The sequence below is a fragment of the Alteromonas sp. V450 genome, from assembly GCF_001885075.1.
Lineage (GTDB): Bacteria > Pseudomonadota > Gammaproteobacteria > Enterobacterales > Alteromonadaceae > Alteromonas.
This window is the reverse complement of record NZ_MODU01000004.1, coordinates 1,610,140-1,629,655: the sequence shown is the minus strand read 5'-3', so window position 1 is coordinate 1,629,655 and position 19,516 is coordinate 1,610,140. Positions and strand designations below refer to the sequence as shown.

Below are 19,516 nucleotides of genomic sequence, written 5' to 3'. Positions count from 1 at the left end.
GCAACGAGACCTACAAATGGGTTTTCCCATTGCGTAGGCTGTTGCATCCTCGGCTTTTTTGTTTGTGAAATAATTTATTGAATAGCGTCGGTTTTTTTATGTTCAACTACGCTTTCTAAAGTGGATTTACTACTACCTCACGATAAATGCACCTTTCGTTGAATGGCTATTTATTCAGAATTAAACTAAGGTTTTTCTTAAGAATCGCGCACACACTCTGAATCTGAGATTTCATACTGTTTAATACAATGATCAACCAAGCTGTTTTACTGCGCACATTACTTGTTGCGCTGATAGTTATCTCTTATAGCGCTTTGAGTAGGACAGCCCCTTCTGAAAAACTCATGAACGAATACGCCATAGAACTTCTCACTGAGGAAGACGGGTTTGTATCATCTGAAATTTATTCAATAGTTCAAGACCGTCAGGGCTTTTTATGGTTTGGCACCGCTGAAAACGGTGTAATGAGATATGACGGAAATCAAGTCGCCTTATTTGAGTCTGAAGGTAACAAGCGTAACGGACTATCTCATAACGACGCCGGTAACTTGATGCTAGATAACGATGGAAATATATGGATTGGTACTTGGGGCGGAGGGGCAAATTTATACAATCCGTCGCGTGGAACATTTGAGCAATTCCGTCATAACCCCGAAGATCCTTCATCACTTTCTTCAAATCGTATCCAATCTCTGTTACACGACCAAACAGGAACTATATGGTTAGGCTCCTATGATGAGGGTTTGAATAAATATATCGGAGATGGCAGGTTCGAACATATTAAAAAAGCACAAGGCAATGAGCCAGGGCTCTCTCATAATCGCGTGTGGGATATCTTGGACGCCGACAGCGGTGCGCTTTGGATAGCAACAAGCTTTGGACTTAATTTGCTGAACAAAAATACGGGTTCTGTGCGTTACTATTTTCCTGATAACGAAAATGAAACGGCAACCGGCGCCAATGAAATTCGGGGGTTATTAAAAACAGCGCAGGGACAGATATATGTTGCCACGCAAGATGGGCCTTTTTTGTTTCTGCCTGACACGGGGATCTTTATTCCTCAAGTGACGCGTGATGGAAAATCACTTGGTCAAGTTAACTCAATGATTGAGGATCATAATGGCGAGGTATGGTTTGTTTCGACTAATGGTCTTTACCGTCATACAAACGACGGAAATGTGGTCGAGAAAATGGACTTTGGTTATAGCAATGGCCTTCGCATAATCTTTGAAGATCATACTCATACGAAGTGGATTACCAGTGAGGTACACGGCATTTTTAAATTGGTGCCACGTCGTCAGGTTAAATTGATAAATAGCGATGAATTGGCGGCGCCTAACGGGTTGTCTCTAGAACAAAATGGCGACTTACTTATCGCCACTGCAAACGCTGAGATTTACTCTTGGAAGCCAGGTGAACAAATTCTTGAAAAGCGCTATGAATCGATATTTGCAAACTTTGAAGGGTATGAGAGAAATAGCGCTATCGAACGACCTATCCTTGTTAGAGAAGATGACCATACCTTGTGGGTTGCGCAAGACGATTACCTGGCAAAAGTTGATAGAAAGCGTGGCAGTGTAAAGCGTATTGAATACCCCCAGTCTAACAGTAATTATCGCCAGTTCAGAGAATTCAGAGCGCTTGCCATGGACAATGCAAAAAACCTCTGGATAGGCACGTATAAAAACGGTGTATACCTTTACAATACAGTAACTGAAGAATTTCGACATCTAACCTCAAAAGATGGCCTGGTACACCCTGAAATCCATACAATTTTAAAAGATGCTAATAACAATATGTGGGTAGGCACTGGCAAAGGAATAAGCGTATGGAAGCCAGATGAAAATGGGTTTGGCTCTTTTGGCGAGTTGGCATCTGAAAGTAGTGGCTTGTTGCCAAACAGCATCGTCGAGGATATTCACCAGTCTGCCAATAGTGATGTCTGGATTGCTACCCAAACAGGGCTATTCCGATACAATGCAGCATCGTCTGATTTTACTTACTTAAATGAAAAAAATGGCGTGCCTGCTACGGTGATTAGAGCAATAGCAGATAGTTCTGATGGGTCACTTTGGATGACTACCAACAAAGGCATTTTTCTGTATGATGCCGATGAACAGCGCGCTGTGAGTTTTAACAGTGAATCGTTTGGTTTGGGCAAAAACTATTATTCAAATAGTTTATTAAAAGCGGCAAATGATGTTCTTTTTACCAGCAGCCAAAGAGGCATTGAATACTTTTCGTTGAATAAAAGCCAAACAGACACGTTCGATGCCAATATCGTACTGACTGGTTTTAACAAAATGGGCGCTGATACCACACTTGATAAGCCCCTATCTTACGTCTCAGATATTTTTCTTTCCTACACAGATGCCTTCTTTTCCGTTGAATTTGCTCTGCTAGATTTCTCTCAGAGTAAGCGGGCTCATTTCGCTTATAAACTTGAAGGTTATGACGAACAGTGGATTGATATTGGAAGCCGCAACAGTGTCTCTTTCACAAATTTAGATGGTGGCACCTATACGCTGCTAGTGAAGGCCTTAAAATCCAATGGTAAATGGGGAGATAAACGACTAGCCGTGAATATTCATGTCGCGACTGCGCCCTGGAAAACATGGTGGGCATATTCGATTTACTTTCTACTGTTAGCCATTTTGGTGACTATCTTCGTCTATTTAAGAACGCGCCTGCATCAAATTGAAATTATCAGGCAAAAAAGATTTGTGCAGGCTTTAGAATCTCAAGTTTCTGAGAAAACAGCATCATTAGAGTCTCAAGCGAATGACTTGAAGTTAGCATTAGAGAGAGCGGAAGAGGCGACCAAACTTAAATCTGAGTTTTTAGCTAACATGAGTCATGAAATAAGAACGCCAATGAATGGTGTTATCGGTATGCTTGGCCTTTTAGAAAAAAGCGCGCTTACACCAGAACAATTACAGCGCGTGAACATTGCCAACGGCAGCGCAAAGTCATTGCTTGTGCTGATTAATGACATATTGGACTTTTCAAAAATTGAGGCAAACAAGCTGGAATTAGATTTTGTTGATTTTGACTTGCGCCACCTGATTGAAAGTCTCTCTCGTTCAATTTCCCACACCGCGCAAGAAAAAGGGGTGGAGGTTATTGTTGACGTGACGGGCATTAACACATCCAATGTTAATTCAGACCCCAATCGCATCCAGCAAATACTGACTAATTTGTTAAGTAATGCTGTGAAATTTACGCAGCACGGTGAACTGGTTATTACCGCCGCAACAGAGCCCTCTCAAAACGGCGAGGGGCAACTGTTTCGTTGTTCAATAAAAGACACTGGTATCGGAATAGAAGAGCATAAGTTAAAGAATTTGTTCGATGCATTCGTCCAAGTCGATGCTTCAACCACACGCAGGTATGGTGGTACAGGCTTAGGCTTAACCATCACTAAAAAGCTATGTGAACTATTAGGTGGTGATATTAGTGTCACCAGTGAACTTGGTAAAGGAAGTTGTTTCACGGTTGAAATTGAGGTTCAACCGGCAGAAAACGGTGAATGCTCGCTCAGTTTAAGTGCCACCCAAACACACTGTTTAATCATAGACGAAAATGCGTCAAATAAACGCGTTATGAAGCGGCAGCTGGAACAGTGGGGCAACGAAGTATCTCTTGCGTCCAATGCAACGGAAGGGGTTGCGCGCTATCGGGAAGCACTAACTCGCTGTCAACCTATTACCGTAGTGTTTATTGACAATAAGTTGCCTGCAAAATCGATTGAAAGCTTTTGTGAGGCAACACGGACAACCGAGCAGCATGCAGAGTTGCGTTTAATCCTAATGACGGCGTTCAAAGATGTCGAAAGTGTTGTTGAGTATGGGGCAACACGCGTTTTTGCAAGCTTTCCAAAACCGCTAACTACATGCGACTATATTACTGCACTGGAAGGCAGTGAGGCAAAACAGTTTCAATTACAGTGGAATGATGAAAAGGCGAATGAGCAACAAAATGCAGAAAAACATCTTTATCCAGCGCCGCTAACAACAGAGCACATGTCACGTGGAGCGCGCATTTTACTGGTAGAGGACAATGCAGTTAACCAACTCGTGGCGCAAAGTTTACTTGAAAGTGAAGGTTTTGTCGTGAGCGTAGCAAACAACGGTCGAGAGGCATTAGAACTGCTCAAGAAATGCGGTAGTCGCACGGTATATTCGCTGGTTATTATGGATTGCCAAATGCCTGAAATGGACGGGTTTGAGGCCACACGCCGAATTAGAGAGGGGGATGGTGGAAACCAGTATAAAGCAATTCCAATTGTAGCGATGACGGCTAACGCAATGCAACGAGACAGGGAAATGTGCTTACAATCGGGAATGGACGATTTTCTCACAAAGCCTATTGACCAAGAAAAAGTAATTTCAACGTTACACAAATGGCTAGGAAAAACGCCATAGCCGCTACCAAGAAGATAGTAAGGTACGTTAATATGCAACAACTTCTTAACAAGATGTGAGCGTATTTGTGCTAAATCGAGCGTCCAAACCCTTCGTAAAACTTGTAGAGCGATACCTGCCAGACCCTTATATCTTCGTATTATTGCTAACTCTTATTACCTTTACTTTTGCGGTAATCATTCAAAACCAATCGCCACTTACCACCATTCAGCAGTGGGGAGACGGGTTCTGGGGGCTACTCACATTTTCAATGCAAATGCTCTTGGTGCTGGTGACGGGGTTTATGTTGGCATGCACACCGTTAGTAAAGGCGTTACTTGAAAAGCTGGCGAATCTTGCCAAAAGTGCAGGCAGCGCCATAGTGCTGGTTACTGTGGTATCGCTAATAGCAAGTTGGATAAACTGGGGCTTTGGCCTTGTTGTTGGCGCATTGTTTGCCAAGGCCTTAGCAAGAAAGGTAACAGTAGATTATCGGTTATTAGTGGCAAGCGCTTATTCTGGTTTCGTTGTATGGCATGGCGGTTTAGCGGGTTCTGTGCCGCTCACTATTGCAACGCCTGGTCACTTTTCAGAAGCACAAATTGGCGTAGTGAGTACCAGCGAGACTATTTTTAGTGGCTTCAATCTACTTTTACTAGCAACCATGTTTGTGATCATTCCGCTTGTTAACCGATTAATGCTACCTTCTAAGTCTGAAAGCGTCATTGTCGATAGCGAAAAGCTACAAGATAGCGCGCTACCGTCTGCATCAAACGAACGGCCTGCCGACAAACTCGAAAATAGCAAGGTACTTGGCTTACTTGTTGGTTTTGCTGGGCTTGCATACCTTACTCACTATTTTGTATCAGGGGGCGGGCTTAATCTCAATATCGTGAATACGTTATTTCTGTTTCTCGCTATTGTCCTTCACGGAACGCCACGTAATGTATTGCATAGTCTTCAACAAGCGGTTCAAGGTGGCAGTGGCATTATTATACAGTTTCCTTTTTATGCGGGAATTATGGCAGTAATGGTACAGTCAGGGCTAGCACAAACGATGTCACAGTGGCTAATTAGCTTCGCAACAGCAGAATCGTTGCCAGTATGGAGTTTTGTTAGTGCAGGCATTGTTAATATTTTTGTGCCTTCGGGAGGAGGTCAGTGGGCGGTGCAAGCCCCAGTAATAGTGCCCGCTGCCATTGAACTGGGCGCCGAAATCAATAAAGTCGCCATGGCGGTAGCCTGGGGTGATGCGTGGACTAATTTGATCCAGCCGTTTTGGGCACTGCCAGTGCTTGCTATAGCGGGGTTAAAAGCTAAAGATGTTATGGGTTTTTGCTTAGTTCAACTTATCGTAACCGGTGTGATAATTTCGTTGATTTTGCGGTTTGTGTAAGAGAGTTTGTCTTACCCAATAGATTGCTTATTTCTTGTGTTAAACAAAGGAGTCGGGCAAGTCAGGCATAGAGTCTCTTTAAAAGCGCGGTCTTTTTGATGCGTGCCAGTATAAGCATGCTTTTTTAGGCAACGGTTGACTCAATGTTTCTTGGCTCCTAGTTGAATAATGGCGATATTTTCTATTGTTACTCAGCAAGGCAGTTATTCAGTTTGTCAGTGCAATTCGTCAAAGAATAGGTTGTCACCGAAAGCGTGGCTAGTGGCAATTTCGAGAGTGTTTTGCAAGAAATTAATCGTATCGCCATTTTCATTTCAATTGTTATGTTATAACATCTTTAGGGGTTGAAAATTTAATATAAAAATAAGCGAGTCGTTATGTCTGTTCAAAATCAGCTTCCTGTTACTGTGCTATCTGGTTTTCTAGGTGCAGGAAAAACCACCGTTTTAAATCATATACTCAATAATCGCGATGGGCTTAGAGTGGCGGTAATCGTTAACGATATGAGCGAAATCAACATTGATGCTGCTACGGTTAAAAATGAAGTGAGCTTCAATCGAGCCGAAGAAAAGCTAGTTGAAATGAGTAATGGGTGTATTTGCTGTACGTTGCGAGAAGACTTACTTGAAGAGATTGAACGTTTAGCCCATGAAGGAAAATACGACTATCTGGTTATCGAGTCAACCGGCATATCTGAACCATTACCGGTAGCAGAAACCTTTACATTTGCCGATGAAGACGGCAAAAGCTTATCAGAAATATCGCGCCTTGATACCATGGTTACCGTTGTCGATGCATTGAATTTTCTTAAAGACTATGATGAAGCCAAGTTTCTCAACGATGTGGGTGAGAGCTTGGGAGAGGAAGACGAGCGGAGCGTAGCAGACTTGCTGATCGAACAAGTAGAGTTTGCTGATATATTGCTAATAAGCAAAACCGACTTGGTCTCTGAACGAGAATTGGCGCGTCTTAAAAGTATTTTGCAAACCCTTAACACCGAAGCAACCCAAATTTCTATCGAGCATGGAAAAGTGCCACTCGATAAAGTGCTGAACACAGGACGATTTAGTTTTGAGCGCGCGCGCAGTCGCCGGGGTGGTTGAAAGAAATGCGCGGCGAGCACGTACCAGAAACAGAAGAGTTTGGTATCAGCAGCTTTACTTACGAAGCACGACGCCCGTTCGACCCGCAGAAGTTTTATGATTTTCTACATAGCAAAGATATTGCTGGTAAATTAATTCGTTCAAAAGGCTTTTTCTGGTTGGCAACACGTCCTCAACTAGCTGGCAGCTGGAGCCAGGCTGGCGGTATGGCGAGATACGGCGCTGCTGGATTGTTTTGGAAAGCCGTACCCAAAGAGCAGTGGCCCGAAGATCCTGAATACCTTAACGCGATTGAAGAACAATGGATGGAGCCTTTCGGTGACATGCGCCAAGAGCTTGTATTCATAGGACAAGGGCTTAGCAAAGAAGAGATTATTGAACGCTTAAATAATTGCTTGTTAACAGATGAACAGCTGATACAAGGTCATCATGTTTGGGCCGAAATGCCTGATCCATTTCCTGCATGGGAGCACTAATATGCAGGCACTACAGAACCACGACATTGCTTTCGAACACAGCTGCTCTTGGCGTTCTAGCGCCGATGCTATGGTGCTGGGGGATATCGTTGAAAAAGGAGTCAGTGTTGCCGTGTGGACTCGCCCCGAAGAGTCACTTATTTCGCAATATTATCATGAGGTTTTTAGAGCGTTAGGCATGGGGATCCGCGGTGTTTTCTCTTTAACATCACTGAAAGAGGAAATCGAAAAACTGTTACCTGATGGAAGAAGTAGTTCAGGAAAACAGGCAGCCATTAACGATATTTATTTGCTTTCAGACATGCTCACCACGCTTTTTAATTGTGAAAGTGTTGGAGTAAGGCTCGTGCCCTTATCTTCGGCTATGTGTCCAAGCTTTCACGTTGACAATATTCCTGTTCGGTTAGTGAATACCTACCTAGGCGGAGGTACAGAGTGGCTTCCGGTAGAATGTGTAGTTACCAGCCCAATGATTGGGCTTGGTGAAAAACATAATCAGGGACTTTTGAAAAACAGGCTAGGGCAGCGCTACCTAGAGAGCAGCGTAAAACAAATGGGGGCGTTTGATGTGGGCCTACTTAAAGGAAAGTCGTGGCAGGGCCATGAAGATTTTGCCGCCGTACACCGGTCGTGCAAAGTACACCCCAATACCCAACGGGTGTTATTAACATTAGATCCAATGTAGGCAGCAGAAACTGCCCCACCTCTTCCCAAGTTACCTTTGCGCTATCACAGTTATCAAATGTTTCCCTAGTGATAGCGCTTTTTTCTTTTCTCAATAAAAACCGTATTTCTGCCGTTGGCTATAGCTGTTAATTAAAAGCAGTGTAGGTTTGTTGTGTTTGCCACACGAGCGCAGAAAAAAACTAAAAGTACATGGGCCCTATGCTTTAAATAGCAATCTTTAAACTTGATAGTCTTTCATATTCAACGTTTTCTGAATACTAGGGATACGCTCTTCTGAATTGTGATTTACATACAACAGCGTGCTCGTGCCTGCGTTAGCGAGTATATCAATAAGCTTCAGCGCTTTTTGACGGTTGAAGTCGTCTAAACCATTTAAGGGTTCATCTAAAATAAGCACAGCGGGGTGCTTCACCATAGCACGAGCAATAAGCACTAGCCGCTGGTCGCCGAACGACAGTGACTGAAATGGCGTGTTCTTTTTCTGTTTTAAACCCAGTACTTCAAGCCACTGCTCTGCCACGGTGCGCTCCGCAAGCGTGGGGTGGGTGTATAGACCAATACTGTCGTGGAAACCTGAAATAATAACGTGTTCAACACTTGGGTTGACTTTGTACTGCATGTGCAGCGCATTCGACATAATTCCAATGTGCTTTTTAATGTCCCATATGCTCTCGCCTGTGCCACGTTTTATGCCAAATATTGTTAAGTCGTTGGTATAACAATGGGAATTGTCACCAGTAAACATTTGAAGTAAGCAGGTTTTGCCTGAACCGTTAGGACCAGTGATCTGCCAATGCTCATTTTTATTAAGCGTAAAGTTTAGTTTGTCAAATACAGTTCGCCCATCGAAACGCACGAATCCATCTTTAAGCTGAATTAAGGTGTCGGGCAGTGAATCTAATTCACTGTTATGTACATTGCGGTTTGGTTCGTTTACGTTTAAATCATTAGCGTATTTGTTGTTCACATTAAGCGCAGCGGGTACATCAATATCATCAGACTCTAGCGCAAACCACGTACTTAATTCTGAGCGCAAGTCGGTATAACTGAGTTTGCATTCAGATTTCCACGTAATGGTTAAAGCATCCATGACAATTAACTGGGCTTGCATATTATTGGGAATATCTGAAAGTTTGTTGGCGGTTAGTACCAACGAGGCCTGTTGCTGAGATACAAGAAAATGACTAAACGCGCTAACAGCTTCAACATCTAAGCCTTCAAAGGGTTCGTCCATCAGAATAATAGTGGCATTACTTAACCATGCCAACATGATAATAATCTTGCGGGTTTCACCCGTCGAAAGTGAAAGAAACGCATTATCGAGTAAATGCTCAATTCTAAGAGTCGAGGCAAGCTCGTTGTAGTACGGATGATTTTGATAGTTGTCATTAGCGCGTGCGAATAGTTCGCGAACCTGCGTTGGCTCAGCTATTACGTCTAAAATATCCGCGCTGTCTTTTTGTTTTTCTTCTTCAATTAACGTTTGTTGTTTTAGAACCGATACCTCTGCAACAACCGAATTACATTCACGACTACCGCTTTTTGCCTTTCCGTTACCGGCAAGCGCGGAAATTAAGAGCGACTTCCCGCTACTATTTCTACCAGCAATTAGAAAGTGTGAAGGTGCGTTTTCAGCACAGAGTGATATCGAAAATGCCGGGGTAATATATTGATTAGAAAGCTTTGTTTGAAATTCGGAAAGGTACAACATTGATGATCGCGAAAAAATATGAAGTATCACTATTGTGAAGTTTTCTGTTTACCTGTCAATGGCGAATAAGACTTTGTGAAGACGGGACCAGCTGGTAACGTAGTCTTGTTAGATTATTGTTGCATTCAATGCTTGGGTTAAGGGAATAAATTAGTGAGCAAGATAGTTATTGTCACAGGAGCTAGTCGCGGCATTGGCGCTGCGACTGCTAGATTGTTGGGAAGAAACGATTATAAAGTTTGCGTAAATTATCTATCGGATAAAAACGCAGCGGATAGCGTGTGTGCCTCTATAGCTGACAATGGTGGTATTGCACTTGCTCATAAAGCCGATGTTTCTGACGAAGCGCAAGTGATAAACATGTTCGAATATGTAAGGAATCAATGGGGTGAGATAACACATCTAGTTAACAATGTGGGGGTTTTATTTACCAAAACTGAGTTAATTAACGTCAGTGCGGCACGTTTTACCAAAGTACTGAACACCAATGTGCTAAGCGCGTTCTTGTGTTCGAAGGCTTTTACCAAGCAAAACGTTTCGGGAGGCGCAATCGTCAATGTTTCTTCTATTGCCTCTCGTACCGGTGCTCCCTTTGAATATGTAGACTATGCGACGTCAAAAGGGGCGATGGACTCATTTACCAAAGGGCTTTCATTAGAACTTGCTGCACAAAATATTCGAGTGAACAGCGTAAGACCTGGTTTTATTAAAACAGACATTCACGCGGATGGCGGCGAACCCAGTAGAGTAGAGCGGTTGAGCCCACAAATCCCCATGCAGAGAGGAGGCTCGGCTGACGAGGTGGCGCAGACAATAGTCTGGCTTTTATCATCGCAGGCCTCTTATGTTACTGGGTCGTTTGTTGATGTGGCTGGTGGAAGATAATGCATAGGGTAACACTGAGAAATTTCGAAATAAGTGATGTAGACAGTTTGGTGGAAATTTTAAATCAACCGTCGGTCACCCAATACTTATCGACAAAAATTCCCTGCCCTTATACAAAAGAAGATGCCACGTGGTGGGTAGAACAGGGAAGTACTGAAGGCTTTATAAAAGCCATTGAATATGAGGGCAGGTTAGTAGGGTGTATTGGTGTCAACCCTGGTAACTTTGAATACGAAAGATCTGGAGAAGTCGGGTACTGGCTTTGTTCCTCTCATTGGCGAAAAGGTATTATGCGCCAAGCGCTGTGCCAAATCCTTGATATTACTTTTTCAAATTCAAATATTGAACGAATTTTTGCATGTGTTTTTTCGCCTAATAAAGCGTCACAGAAGTTATTGTTGGATGCTGGCTTTGAACCAGAAGCCATATTACGGCGCGCTATTTTCAAGAATGGACATTTTTACGATAGCCATATTTTTGCCACGTTGAGATAAGTTAAGCGTTACAGCACGGATGAAAGCTTTTATAGGTAAATACATACTTCATATTGATGGTATCGCAGGAACGAGTGTTGGTGTATTTCTCCCAAACACGTCTATTTTTGTAAAATTTACGGCTGTTTTCTAACCTTTTCCTGTAAAAATCTTACGTAAAAACTGAATTACCTACACATAATAATTCTGTTATCTAAGTTTTTCTATCTCTCAATTATGCAAATAAATCATATTTTTCAATAGATTGCGCTGACTATATTCCCTTGGCACTCGTTTTGCGACCTTGACTATGTGTTTATTTTCAAGGAAAGGAAAAATGGAGACCGAACATCGAACCGTTAAGCATACTACCCAGTTGCACCAGAGTAATTGTTTACATGTGCACGCTTTTGGTCGCTTCTCAGCGCATAGAAAGCGAGCTTTCAGCATGGCGAAAAAGCTCATTATTGTTGCTGCTACGTTCTGGGTACCCTTGGTAGGTGTTGCCTCGACCGTTTCCACTTCAACGGCAAAAGCGTCAGAAGAGAATGGCACTATTTCTGTTTTGCAAACCCAGTTAGAGCAAATGAAAAGAGCCTATGCTTTTTATTACTCTATTGCTCAACAGGGGGGCTGGGAAGCCTTAAACGAAGACGTGCTTCTTAAGCATGGCGCATTGAAAAAGCCTGAAACTGACGAAGCATTCACCCTCGGTGAAGACGAAGCTCAAGCTATAACTGCGTTGGTCTCCCGTTTGGGCAAAGAATATACCTCATTAAATACAAACTGTACGCACGCACTAACGTCGAGTAGTGCCGCGCCATGCGTTTACAATGAAGATGTAGAAGCCGCAGTGGAAGATTTTCAGCGACGTCATGGCCTTGTGGTAGACGGTATTGTTGGAAGAAAAACCCTTGCTGCCCTCAATGTGACCGCAAACGAGAAAGCGAAGCAACTAGCGCTAAATATTACGCGTTTAGAAATGTTCGAAGAAAAAGACAGCGATGCTTACGTGTTGGTAAACATTCCTGAATATCGCCTTCGTTATATTAGTCGAGGTGAGATAAAAGCCACGAAAGATGTGGTAGTCGGTAAACCGAGCTGGGCCACCCCTTCTTTTAGCGATCATATTGAAAAATTCGTAGTTAACCCAGAATGGCGTATTCCTCTTTCAATAGCGACAAAAGAAATTGCTCCGAAAGTAGCAGACAACCCTGACTACCTAGAAGAAAACAATATTGTTATTCGTAAAAATAGCTTTGTCGATGATGAGCTAGTCGACCCCAGTTCAATTGATTGGCAAAACATTAAGCCTTATCAGTTTGACCATTTTCTTGTAAAGCTACCGAGCGACAAAAATCCGTTAGGTAAGGTTAAATATCTTTTTCCAAATCGTCATGCGGTGTACGTGCATGACACGCCCTATCAACAGTGGTTCGACGAAACCAACCGCGCAGCGTCTCACGGCTGCATCAGACTGCAAGACCCTTTCTCTTTAGCACAGTTAATTGCAGAAGAGCAGGGCGTAGCAAGCTTAATGGATAATGTAATATCAGCCCGCGAATTAAAGCAGTCGAAAACCTTTCATCTTGAAGAGCCACTTCCTATTCATTTGGTCTACTGGACGGCATGGACCGATGAGAACGGAAAGGTGAACTTTAGAAACGATATTTATCAACGCGATAGACGTGACGCCGAGGCGCTCAATCAGGTCGCGTCTTTATAATAAAAGAGCAAACAAATAATGAAGGTAACAAAAGGTATGATGACAATGAGCGCTTTACTAGTGGCAATATTTAGCATGATTTCGGTACCGGCCATGCCTAGTTCAGATGAAAAAAACATTGATATGGCTATGGGGAAAGCTAATCAAGAAATGCCTCAAGCAGCCCCGCATGAGCCCGTTGTGGTTGAAAACAAAGATCACCTAGACGACGCTGAATTTAGTTTGAAAATCGATAACATTGTAGTGCCCTACAATGTGTTTTCGTTATTCGTGCTGCCTAATGAGGTGACCGAGCTTGAGATTATTTATCCGCAACCGAATAAAACCTATCAGCTGTTTGAAGATGGCGTGAAGATCGAAAAAATTGAGCCGATGACATGGCATTGGCAGGCCAAAGACTCACCAGGTGAGCAGCGTTTAGAGATAAGAAGTGAAGACGGACACGTTAATCTGATTTTGAATGTGTTTGTAATGATACCCGCAGAGGAAGTCCAAGGCGGACGCCTAAAATATTACCATATCGGGCCCTACCCAGATGAGAGTGAAATTAAAAATAAAGATGTTTACGTAGAGCCTGAAGGTTTTATTGAAGTAACTCAAAAGAACCGAGAGCTATTGTTGTCACCTCATTTCAAACTAAAGGAATTTACCAGTAAACAGCGTTCTGGTTATCCAAAGTTCGTGTATCTTCGTCCGTCTCTGCTTTTGAAGCTGGAAATGCTAAGAAGGGAAATGAACATAAACAACATTAATGTTTCAAATATGGTGATCATGAGCGGCTACAGAACTCCGCAATACAATAAAGCTATCGGCAACGTTAAATTTAGCCGACATGTCTATGGCGATGCTGCCGACATTTTTGTAGATAATGACGGTAACTACAGAATGGACGACTTAAACCAAGACGGAAAGATAAATATTAAAGATGCAGACGTTATGGCGGCCATGATTGGCGAGCTTAACAAACGCAGTGAATATAAGGGCTTAATTGGTGGTCTTGGTGTGTACGGACCAAAACCACATCGAGGGCCGTTTATCCATATTGATACCCGTGGGATCAAAGCGCGATGGAGAAAACCTTAAAACGAGGAAGCTAATTGCGACTTACGATGTCAGTCGCACAGTTACGGTTTATGTACTTTGTTTGAACTTCGGCTTGGCATCAAGCATGCCAAAGGTGTCAATACAGCACCTTAGGCATAAGCACGCTTTTTAGCTGGTCATTATTGTTGTAGCGGTAAATACGCTATTTCAGATTCAGTTACGTTAAAAGCGTTTCTCACTATCGAAATGTCTTTTTCTTCAACGATTGGGGCAAAAACATCAACTTTTTTAATTTTCTTCGGGCCCGTACTGATGCCGTTTCCGTCGCGACAAGAATTATTCGGTGTGCCGCGTGCTCGACTTGTGTGACGAGGGCAGTTATCTAAAACATCTGGTGCGTCGTTTAGCGCGAGCGCAGAACTTTGCTTAAAGATGAGCTTCCCTCCAAAGTAAATCTTTTCTTCAGCAAGGTTTAATGGAGGTAGTTGTCCTTCAAGAATATTCAACACCTGTTTTGTTCCGTCTGTTTCACAGCTGACTTTACCAAACTGATAATTTCCAGGCTTTAGCTCTACGGCGGCATAAGCACTTGTGTTATAGGTTAATGCATAAGCTTTTTCGCCAGACTCAGGCAATAATTCAATTTCAAGAGATTCGCAGCCTAAATTGCTTGCAAGTTGCAGAACATAGAGAGAGTTAGGGGGAGTAGTCGTGCTTGCTAACGTCGAGAATGGCGTTATACAGAGCAACGGCAAAGCGAATAAAGTACGCAACATAACCTATCCTTTTGTAATAAATGAAATTTGATATTAGCTGGTCAGATATCGTTCTACAAGGGAAAACATTAGTGACAAACTCTCTATATCATAAGGTTTGTCGTACAAATCTTGAGAGAAAAAGTATTTTGTTCACTAAGGTGAATCAGTCTCAACTTGATCTGTCTGATTAGAATATTTGAAATTAAACGGCAGAAAGAACAGATACCCACCTCTGAACAGGAATGCTTAGCCATTCCAGTTATCTTTGTTTCACTTAATTAGATCTTTTCTTAACAGTTTAGCAATGTGCCACATATCCTGATCACCGTAATATTTTAACGAATTTCCCGTATGAACTATTACTATTTGCAAGTCTGGTATGACGTAGATATTTTGACCAAGATTACCAGTTGCAAAAAACTGCTTTGTGCCATCGCAATTAACATGGCCCCACCAATGAAAACTGTAATATGTTCTCTCACACTTATTGCTATTGAACCAGTCTGGATAGATGTCCGGCGAAGAGCTAGAAATTTCAGAAAGGCTTTGCTTTACCCACGATGCTGATACTAACTGCTTTCTCTGCAACTCGCCGTTATTAAGATACAACATACCAAACCTCGCGTAATCAATAGCTCTAGCTATCAATCGGCTCGGCATGTATTCAAAACCAGACTCCCTGCTGTCTAGTGAGAAAAATGCATCGTATTCCATGATTTGCTGCCATAATTTTTCTTCCAGGTAATTAGAAACGGTTTTACCCGTAGCATTTTCAATAATCATTCCTAGAAAACTTGTATTGTAATTGTTGTATTCGAAAAGCTCTCCGGGGGCATTTTCAACTTCGATATCGTTGAGCAGCCTATCTCGCATATGATTGTGATAATATCCAATAGCCTCGTCGTGCCAAGGTGAATGAATATTGGTAAAAGGTATATAGTGAGTCGTATATTTCAATCCTGATCTCATTTCCAATAAATGGCGAATAGTGATGCTATTAAACCTAATGTCTCGCTCAGCCAAAATCGGTATGTATTTTACAATTGAGTCATCAACACTTTCGATAACGCCTTCATCAATCGCTACCCCAATTAAAAACGATATAAATGACTTAGCCATTGATTGAGAGTGAAAATAGGATTCCCTTGAAAAACCATTAAAGTATTTCTCGTAGAGAATTTCGTCGTTACGAATGACGATAAGAGACGTAGTTTGAGACTTCAGAACCCAGTCGTCGAAAGAATCAAAACCAGATACTTCTAGTCGTCTGTCAAATAGCGACTCAATATATTGCTCTCGGGATTTCGATTGGAATTTTGATGGTGAACTACTCTCTTCAATCGAACGCTTAGGGAAGAATTGATAATCGTTAATATCTGCAACATGCATTGTTACTAAACGAAAAACATACGTTGGTGAATATTGTATGGAGAGCAGTAATGCAAATGCGCAGACAAAAGCAAAAAAGAATATCGTTAACGACATTACTAATTTTCTCATAAACATTCCCTATTACTCTCTTTTTGTCCCATCAAAATAATACGCGATTACCAATATCTGTAAACTATTCGGTCGCCAACCCAATGAAAGAAATAGCAAATTTGGTCCAAGAGAGTGTCCGCGTATTGTTTGAAGCGGACATGCGAGTAGAAAATATCCAATATCCGCTCCCGCTATCAGCTGGTTTAAACGCGTTAATATCCAAGGGTTTCTGTTCCCGGCTGCCGATGAGTGCCAAAATCTGGCGGTCACGAACACGCATACTAAGGGAATGTTTGTACGTAAACTAGACGGCTAACACTCTTCCTATGAAAACAGAGATAATGGTTTTTCATGGGGAAACGGGTATTACTATGAAGCCTCAGTAATAAGCTGTCATGCAAGTGAATGATTATGGAAGAGATTCAAAGACTAAATTTAATCCTTGAAGCTGTAAATTATTGTAAGAAAGTTAGAGATATGGGGATGCCTTCAGCCGCTTATTCGAAAGCCCTTCGTGAGCCTATTCACTTTCTATGGGAAGTTAAGGATGGCCCAAAATTTAAAGTGGCAAAATATTGGTCGCAAAATGCAGTTGGGCTCGTGAACGGAAATAATGAAATTGTGTACGATCATCCAAATCGTGTAATCAAGGATAGGACCGTTCTAGCTCGTTTTTAATTGACTTTTAAAAAAAAGGGGTAACTGTTTTTAACCTAAATGGTTTAGGTTTGTAAAACAGTAAATAAGGAAAAAACATGAAGATAGTTGACGGAGTATTAGCATTTGTTTTTGTACTGTTATTGGTTGTAAGTACGACAGCGAAAAGTGAGGTAAAGGTTTCCAACAGTAAAGATAAGTATTGCTCACTTGTAAGTTATGAGTTTATATCGAAAGATTCAGAAATTTACGATTCTGTAGAATTCGATACTACAATGGAAACAACAGCTCTAAGTCACTTGGACCGGACTCTTCCAGTTCAAGTGATTTACGAGATAGAGCGCTGCAGTCTGTCGCGCGATAATTCTATAAACTCTTTGCCCTTGCCCGATATGCCTGAAGACGGTGATACCAGGACCGTTGTACAAGAACGTGGCAACGTCAGAACCGAATACGATCAAATATACATTGGTGGTTGGGTAACTATTGCCATTAGACGGACATTAATTACGCCTCCTGTTGTCACTCCTCCCCCTGAAACAATCGATAATTAGCGAACTAAAGCTACTTTCCAAATGTACGAGCTCTTCACAGCTGCTTCTTTTTAAACATTCTCCGCAATAAATTCTGTACCAAGGTCCGTATGTAAACGCTGTGGGAGAAATGGTATTTTTGATACAACCGGTGTTTCCGCTTTCTTATTTTTTGAGGTTAACATGAATATTTCTTTTACTGATTTTTTGTCTGAGTTCACATTTTCTTTCGGGTTGTACATCGTTTACGTCAACGCCATTAACTTTGTTCAGACGTCTAAATTCGCGCTTGTTTTTGATGGAGACATCATTCCGTTTTTTCTCATTTTTTCGCTGTGTAAGTTGTATTCACAAAAACGATGTAGAAAACGAGTAACCTTTGAATAAAAAATGACGTACCAATAAGACAACCAAAGACTAGCGCAAGGGCCTTATGGCAAATTTAACCTAAAGTGCTACTTTTCTAGTGTTATCGGCAGCATCCTGTCAGTAGGGTGGCAACTCGCCTCCGCTTAATATCAGTAACTATCAACCGAAGGGGTGTTTACCCGCACACGCTATTAGCGTTATTTAGCGAGATTTTTACGCAATCGCTTTCAATATTTAGCTTGTGGTAATCGTTTGGTGTGAATATTGCAGTGAGCAGTTCAGACGTCGGTCCGCGTACAACCAGTACATTGTATTTAGGGTGGTTGATGCGGCTTTCCGATAGAAATTTGACGTTTTTCACTGGATATGTGTAATGAAAAGTATGACAAAACATAGCACTCACGCTTTACTGTCAGAAAATAGTCGCCGGATAATGAAGACCTTAGCGTATACCATGCTAACTGTTGGATTACTGGCGGGGTGCTCTTCATCTGATGAAGCGCAAAGTCAATCAACTCAGTTTGACGTAGACAACGTGGCGGCGTTAGGCAATGTTGAATACCATACATATATGCTCGCTAATGAGTTGTTTGCCGGTGTTCGCCCAGCACGTCAATCAAGGTACGCAGTGGCCGGTTTTGTACCGGTAGATACTTTGCGTTATGACGCAGAACATCAACATCCTTTAATGCTTCTCGGCCATCAACTAGAGCAAGGCATGATTACAGAAGCTACAAAAAGAGGTTTTTCTACTCGAGAATTCAAGCTCTCGAATAACATTATTGTGGATGATGAGAGTGACAGAGTGTTGACTCGTAACCTAGAGCAGCTCTCAGATGTGGAACGGGTCGATTTTTACATTACAGGTACACTGCTTTATCAAGAAGCGGGCGCAATCGTTAATGCTCGCGTTATAGATTCGAGAACAAAAGACGTGGTTGCCGCGGCAACACGCTTTTTTCCGGCCGAATTGTTTTGGCAAGAAGAACGAGTAACAACCAGAAACGGCAAGCTATATAGAACAGAAGGTATGAGGTAACTCCATGAAAACACGTAATTTGCAAATGGCGCTTACATTTAGTGCCTCATTGTTGACGATGACTGGGTGTTCGATGATGGTAAATGACGAAGAAGTCACAGAGAGCGTTGTTGAGCGTCCTGCGATGAATGTTATTGATGTTACCGCAGCCGATCGTGATTCGAATTATACTAGCAACAGCAGTAAAGAGAGCCAAAACGAACAAGCAGATGCATACGGCGCAATGGGTCAGCCTCCGATGTATTCCAGTGTTCAGGGCGCTTACAAAGGGCGACCGCTAACTAAGCATATTGGCGATTATGTAAAAAACATGACGCAAGATCTTATCTCTAATATGGAATACGTTAACGACAAAACGCCTATTGGGATCACTCACTTTGCATTGCTAGATACTGACTTGAAAAAAACGGACTTGTTAGGCAGGCAAATGGCTGAATCGTTTGTTCATGAGTTACATAAGTTTCGTGTACCTGTAATAGACTTTAAAGCGACAGAATACATCAGGATCACCGAAGAGGGCGATTTTGTGCTCAGCCGAGACTATTTGGAGCTAAGCAGCAGTTTACCTATCGAATATGTGTTAACCGGCACAATGACAAAGCATCAAGGTGGCGTTTTGGTTAATGCGCGCATACTTGGCGTTGAATCTCGTGCAGTGGTCGCGACTGCGCAGATGTTAGTTCCTTTTTATGTAGTAGATGCACTTATTCCAAGCGATGGCAGCCACAGTGGTGATATGCGCGATGGCGTTCGTCTCAGCCGAGGGTAGGGCAT

The 19,516-nt window shown here is 42.3% G+C and carries 14 protein-coding genes and 1 pseudogene; 12 read left to right on the top strand and 3 right to left on the bottom strand.

Annotated features, from left to right (window positions below; translation table 11 throughout):
• Nucleotides 1-248 precede the first annotated feature (248 nt).
• The 4 genes and pseudogenes from BK026_RS07095 to BK026_RS07080 all read left to right on the top strand — a co-directional run bounded on the left by BK026_RS07095 (nucleotide 249) and on the right by BK026_RS07080 (nucleotide 8,063).
• Nucleotides 249-4,424, top strand: a complete 4,176-nt coding sequence (locus tag BK026_RS07095) for a hybrid sensor histidine kinase/response regulator (RefSeq protein WP_256253714.1) — start codon at nucleotides 249-251, stop codon at nucleotides 4,422-4,424.
• A 67-nt stretch (nucleotides 4,425-4,491) separates the two neighbouring features.
• Complete coding sequence (locus BK026_RS07090; protein ID WP_071817539.1) at nucleotides 4,492-5,799, top strand: short-chain fatty acid transporter; 1,308 nt, start codon at nucleotides 4,492-4,494, stop codon at nucleotides 5,797-5,799.
• 377 nt (nucleotides 5,800-6,176) lie between these two features.
• Nucleotides 6,177-7,378, top strand: a pseudogene (gene zigA, locus BK026_RS07085) (zinc metallochaperone GTPase ZigA).
• Between the two features lies 1 nt (nucleotide 7,379).
• Nucleotides 7,380-8,063, top strand: a complete 684-nt coding sequence (locus BK026_RS07080) for a DUF1826 domain-containing protein (RefSeq protein WP_071815220.1) — start codon at nucleotides 7,380-7,382, stop codon at nucleotides 8,061-8,063.
• A 219-nt stretch (nucleotides 8,064-8,282) separates the two neighbouring features.
• Here the strand turns inward: BK026_RS07080 and BK026_RS07075 are convergent, their stop codons facing one another.
• A complete protein-coding gene (locus BK026_RS07075; RefSeq protein WP_071815219.1) occupies nucleotides 8,283-9,809 on the bottom strand; it encodes an ATP-binding cassette domain-containing protein in 1,527 nt (508 codons plus the stop codon).
• Nucleotides 9,810-9,929: 120 nt separating this feature from the next.
• On the opposite strand from BK026_RS07075, the gene BK026_RS07070 reads away from it, so the two are divergent.
• The 4 genes from BK026_RS07070 (at nucleotide 9,930) to BK026_RS07055 (ending at nucleotide 13,943) form a co-directional block, all read left to right on the top strand.
• The gene (locus BK026_RS07070; protein ID WP_071815218.1) at nucleotides 9,930-10,661 is read left to right on the top strand and encodes an SDR family oxidoreductase; all 732 of its coding nucleotides are present in this window, start codon (nucleotides 9,930-9,932) and stop codon (nucleotides 10,659-10,661) included.
• Complete coding sequence (locus BK026_RS07065; RefSeq protein WP_071815217.1) at nucleotides 10,661-11,155, top strand: GNAT family N-acetyltransferase; 495 nt, start codon at nucleotides 10,661-10,663, stop codon at nucleotides 11,153-11,155. The genes BK026_RS07070 and BK026_RS07065 overlap by 1 nt, the downstream gene beginning before the upstream one ends.
• Before the next feature lie 316 nt (nucleotides 11,156-11,471).
• Nucleotides 11,472-12,860 carry a murein L,D-transpeptidase gene (locus BK026_RS07060; RefSeq protein WP_071815216.1) on the top strand — a complete coding sequence of 463 codons (1,389 nt, stop codon included), beginning with the start codon at nucleotides 11,472-11,474 and terminating at the stop codon, nucleotides 12,858-12,860.
• 18 nt (nucleotides 12,861-12,878) lie between these two features.
• Entirely contained in the window at nucleotides 12,879-13,943 is a 1,065-nt protein-coding gene (locus BK026_RS07055; protein WP_071815215.1) for a D-Ala-D-Ala carboxypeptidase family metallohydrolase, read from the top strand.
• 140 nt (nucleotides 13,944-14,083) lie between these two features.
• Here BK026_RS07055 and BK026_RS07050 read toward each other — a convergent pair whose 3' ends face one another.
• Together BK026_RS07050 and BK026_RS07045 are read right to left on the bottom strand one after the other, a co-directional pair.
• Complete coding sequence (locus BK026_RS07050) at nucleotides 14,084-14,680, bottom strand: hypothetical protein (RefSeq protein WP_071815214.1); 597 nt, start codon at nucleotides 14,678-14,680, stop codon at nucleotides 14,084-14,086.
• Between the two features lie 252 nt (nucleotides 14,681-14,932).
• Nucleotides 14,933-16,162 carry a serine hydrolase gene (locus tag BK026_RS07045; protein ID WP_071815213.1) on the bottom strand — a complete coding sequence of 410 codons (1,230 nt, stop codon included), beginning with the start codon at nucleotides 16,160-16,162 and terminating at the stop codon, nucleotides 14,933-14,935.
• A 393-nt stretch (nucleotides 16,163-16,555) separates the two neighbouring features.
• Between BK026_RS07045 and BK026_RS07040 the strand changes: the two genes are divergently transcribed.
• The 4 genes from BK026_RS07040 to BK026_RS07025 all read left to right on the top strand — a co-directional run bounded on the left by BK026_RS07040 (nucleotide 16,556) and on the right by BK026_RS07025 (nucleotide 19,511).
• Nucleotides 16,556-16,822 (top strand): hypothetical protein, encoded by a 267-nt coding sequence (locus BK026_RS07040; RefSeq protein WP_143142096.1) that lies wholly within the window; start codon nucleotides 16,556-16,558, stop codon nucleotides 16,820-16,822.
• A 77-nt stretch (nucleotides 16,823-16,899) separates the two neighbouring features.
• Nucleotides 16,900-17,355, top strand: a complete 456-nt coding sequence (locus BK026_RS07035) for a hypothetical protein (RefSeq protein ID WP_071815211.1) — start codon at nucleotides 16,900-16,902, stop codon at nucleotides 17,353-17,355.
• 721 nt (nucleotides 17,356-18,076) lie between these two features.
• The gene (locus tag BK026_RS07030; RefSeq protein WP_071815210.1) at nucleotides 18,077-18,742 is read left to right on the top strand and encodes a FlgO family outer membrane protein; all 666 of its coding nucleotides are present in this window, start codon (nucleotides 18,077-18,079) and stop codon (nucleotides 18,740-18,742) included.
• Nucleotides 18,743-18,746: 4 nt separating this feature from the next.
• A complete protein-coding gene (locus tag BK026_RS07025; protein WP_071815209.1) occupies nucleotides 18,747-19,511 on the top strand; it encodes a FlgO family outer membrane protein in 765 nt (254 codons plus the stop codon).
• Nucleotides 19,512-19,516 lie beyond the last annotated feature (5 nt).

Coding starts and splice junctions, on each gene's coding strand:
- BK026_RS07060 (WP_071815216.1), top strand. CDS start 11,472: ATGGAGACCGAACATCGAACCGTTAAGCATACTACCCAGTTGCACCAG.
- BK026_RS07065 (WP_071815217.1), top strand. CDS start 10,661: ATGCATAGGGTAACACTGAGAAATTTCGAAATAAGTGATGTAGACAGT.
- BK026_RS07040 (WP_143142096.1), top strand. CDS start 16,556: ATGGAAGAGATTCAAAGACTAAATTTAATCCTTGAAGCTGTAAATTAT.
- BK026_RS07080 (WP_071815220.1), top strand. CDS start 7,380: ATGCAGGCACTACAGAACCACGACATTGCTTTCGAACACAGCTGCTCT.
- BK026_RS07050 (WP_071815214.1), bottom strand. CDS start 14,680: ATGTTGCGTACTTTATTCGCTTTGCCGTTGCTCTGTATAACGCCATTC.
- BK026_RS07045 (WP_071815213.1), bottom strand. CDS start 16,162: ATGAGAAAATTAGTAATGTCGTTAACGATATTCTTTTTTGCTTTTGTC.
- BK026_RS07095 (WP_256253714.1), top strand. CDS start 249: ATGATCAACCAAGCTGTTTTACTGCGCACATTACTTGTTGCGCTGATA.
- BK026_RS07030 (WP_071815210.1), top strand. CDS start 18,077: ATGAAAAGTATGACAAAACATAGCACTCACGCTTTACTGTCAGAAAAT.
- BK026_RS07035 (WP_071815211.1), top strand. CDS start 16,900: ATGAAGATAGTTGACGGAGTATTAGCATTTGTTTTTGTACTGTTATTG.
- BK026_RS07055 (WP_071815215.1), top strand. CDS start 12,879: ATGAAGGTAACAAAAGGTATGATGACAATGAGCGCTTTACTAGTGGCA.
- BK026_RS07025 (WP_071815209.1), top strand. CDS start 18,747: ATGAAAACACGTAATTTGCAAATGGCGCTTACATTTAGTGCCTCATTG.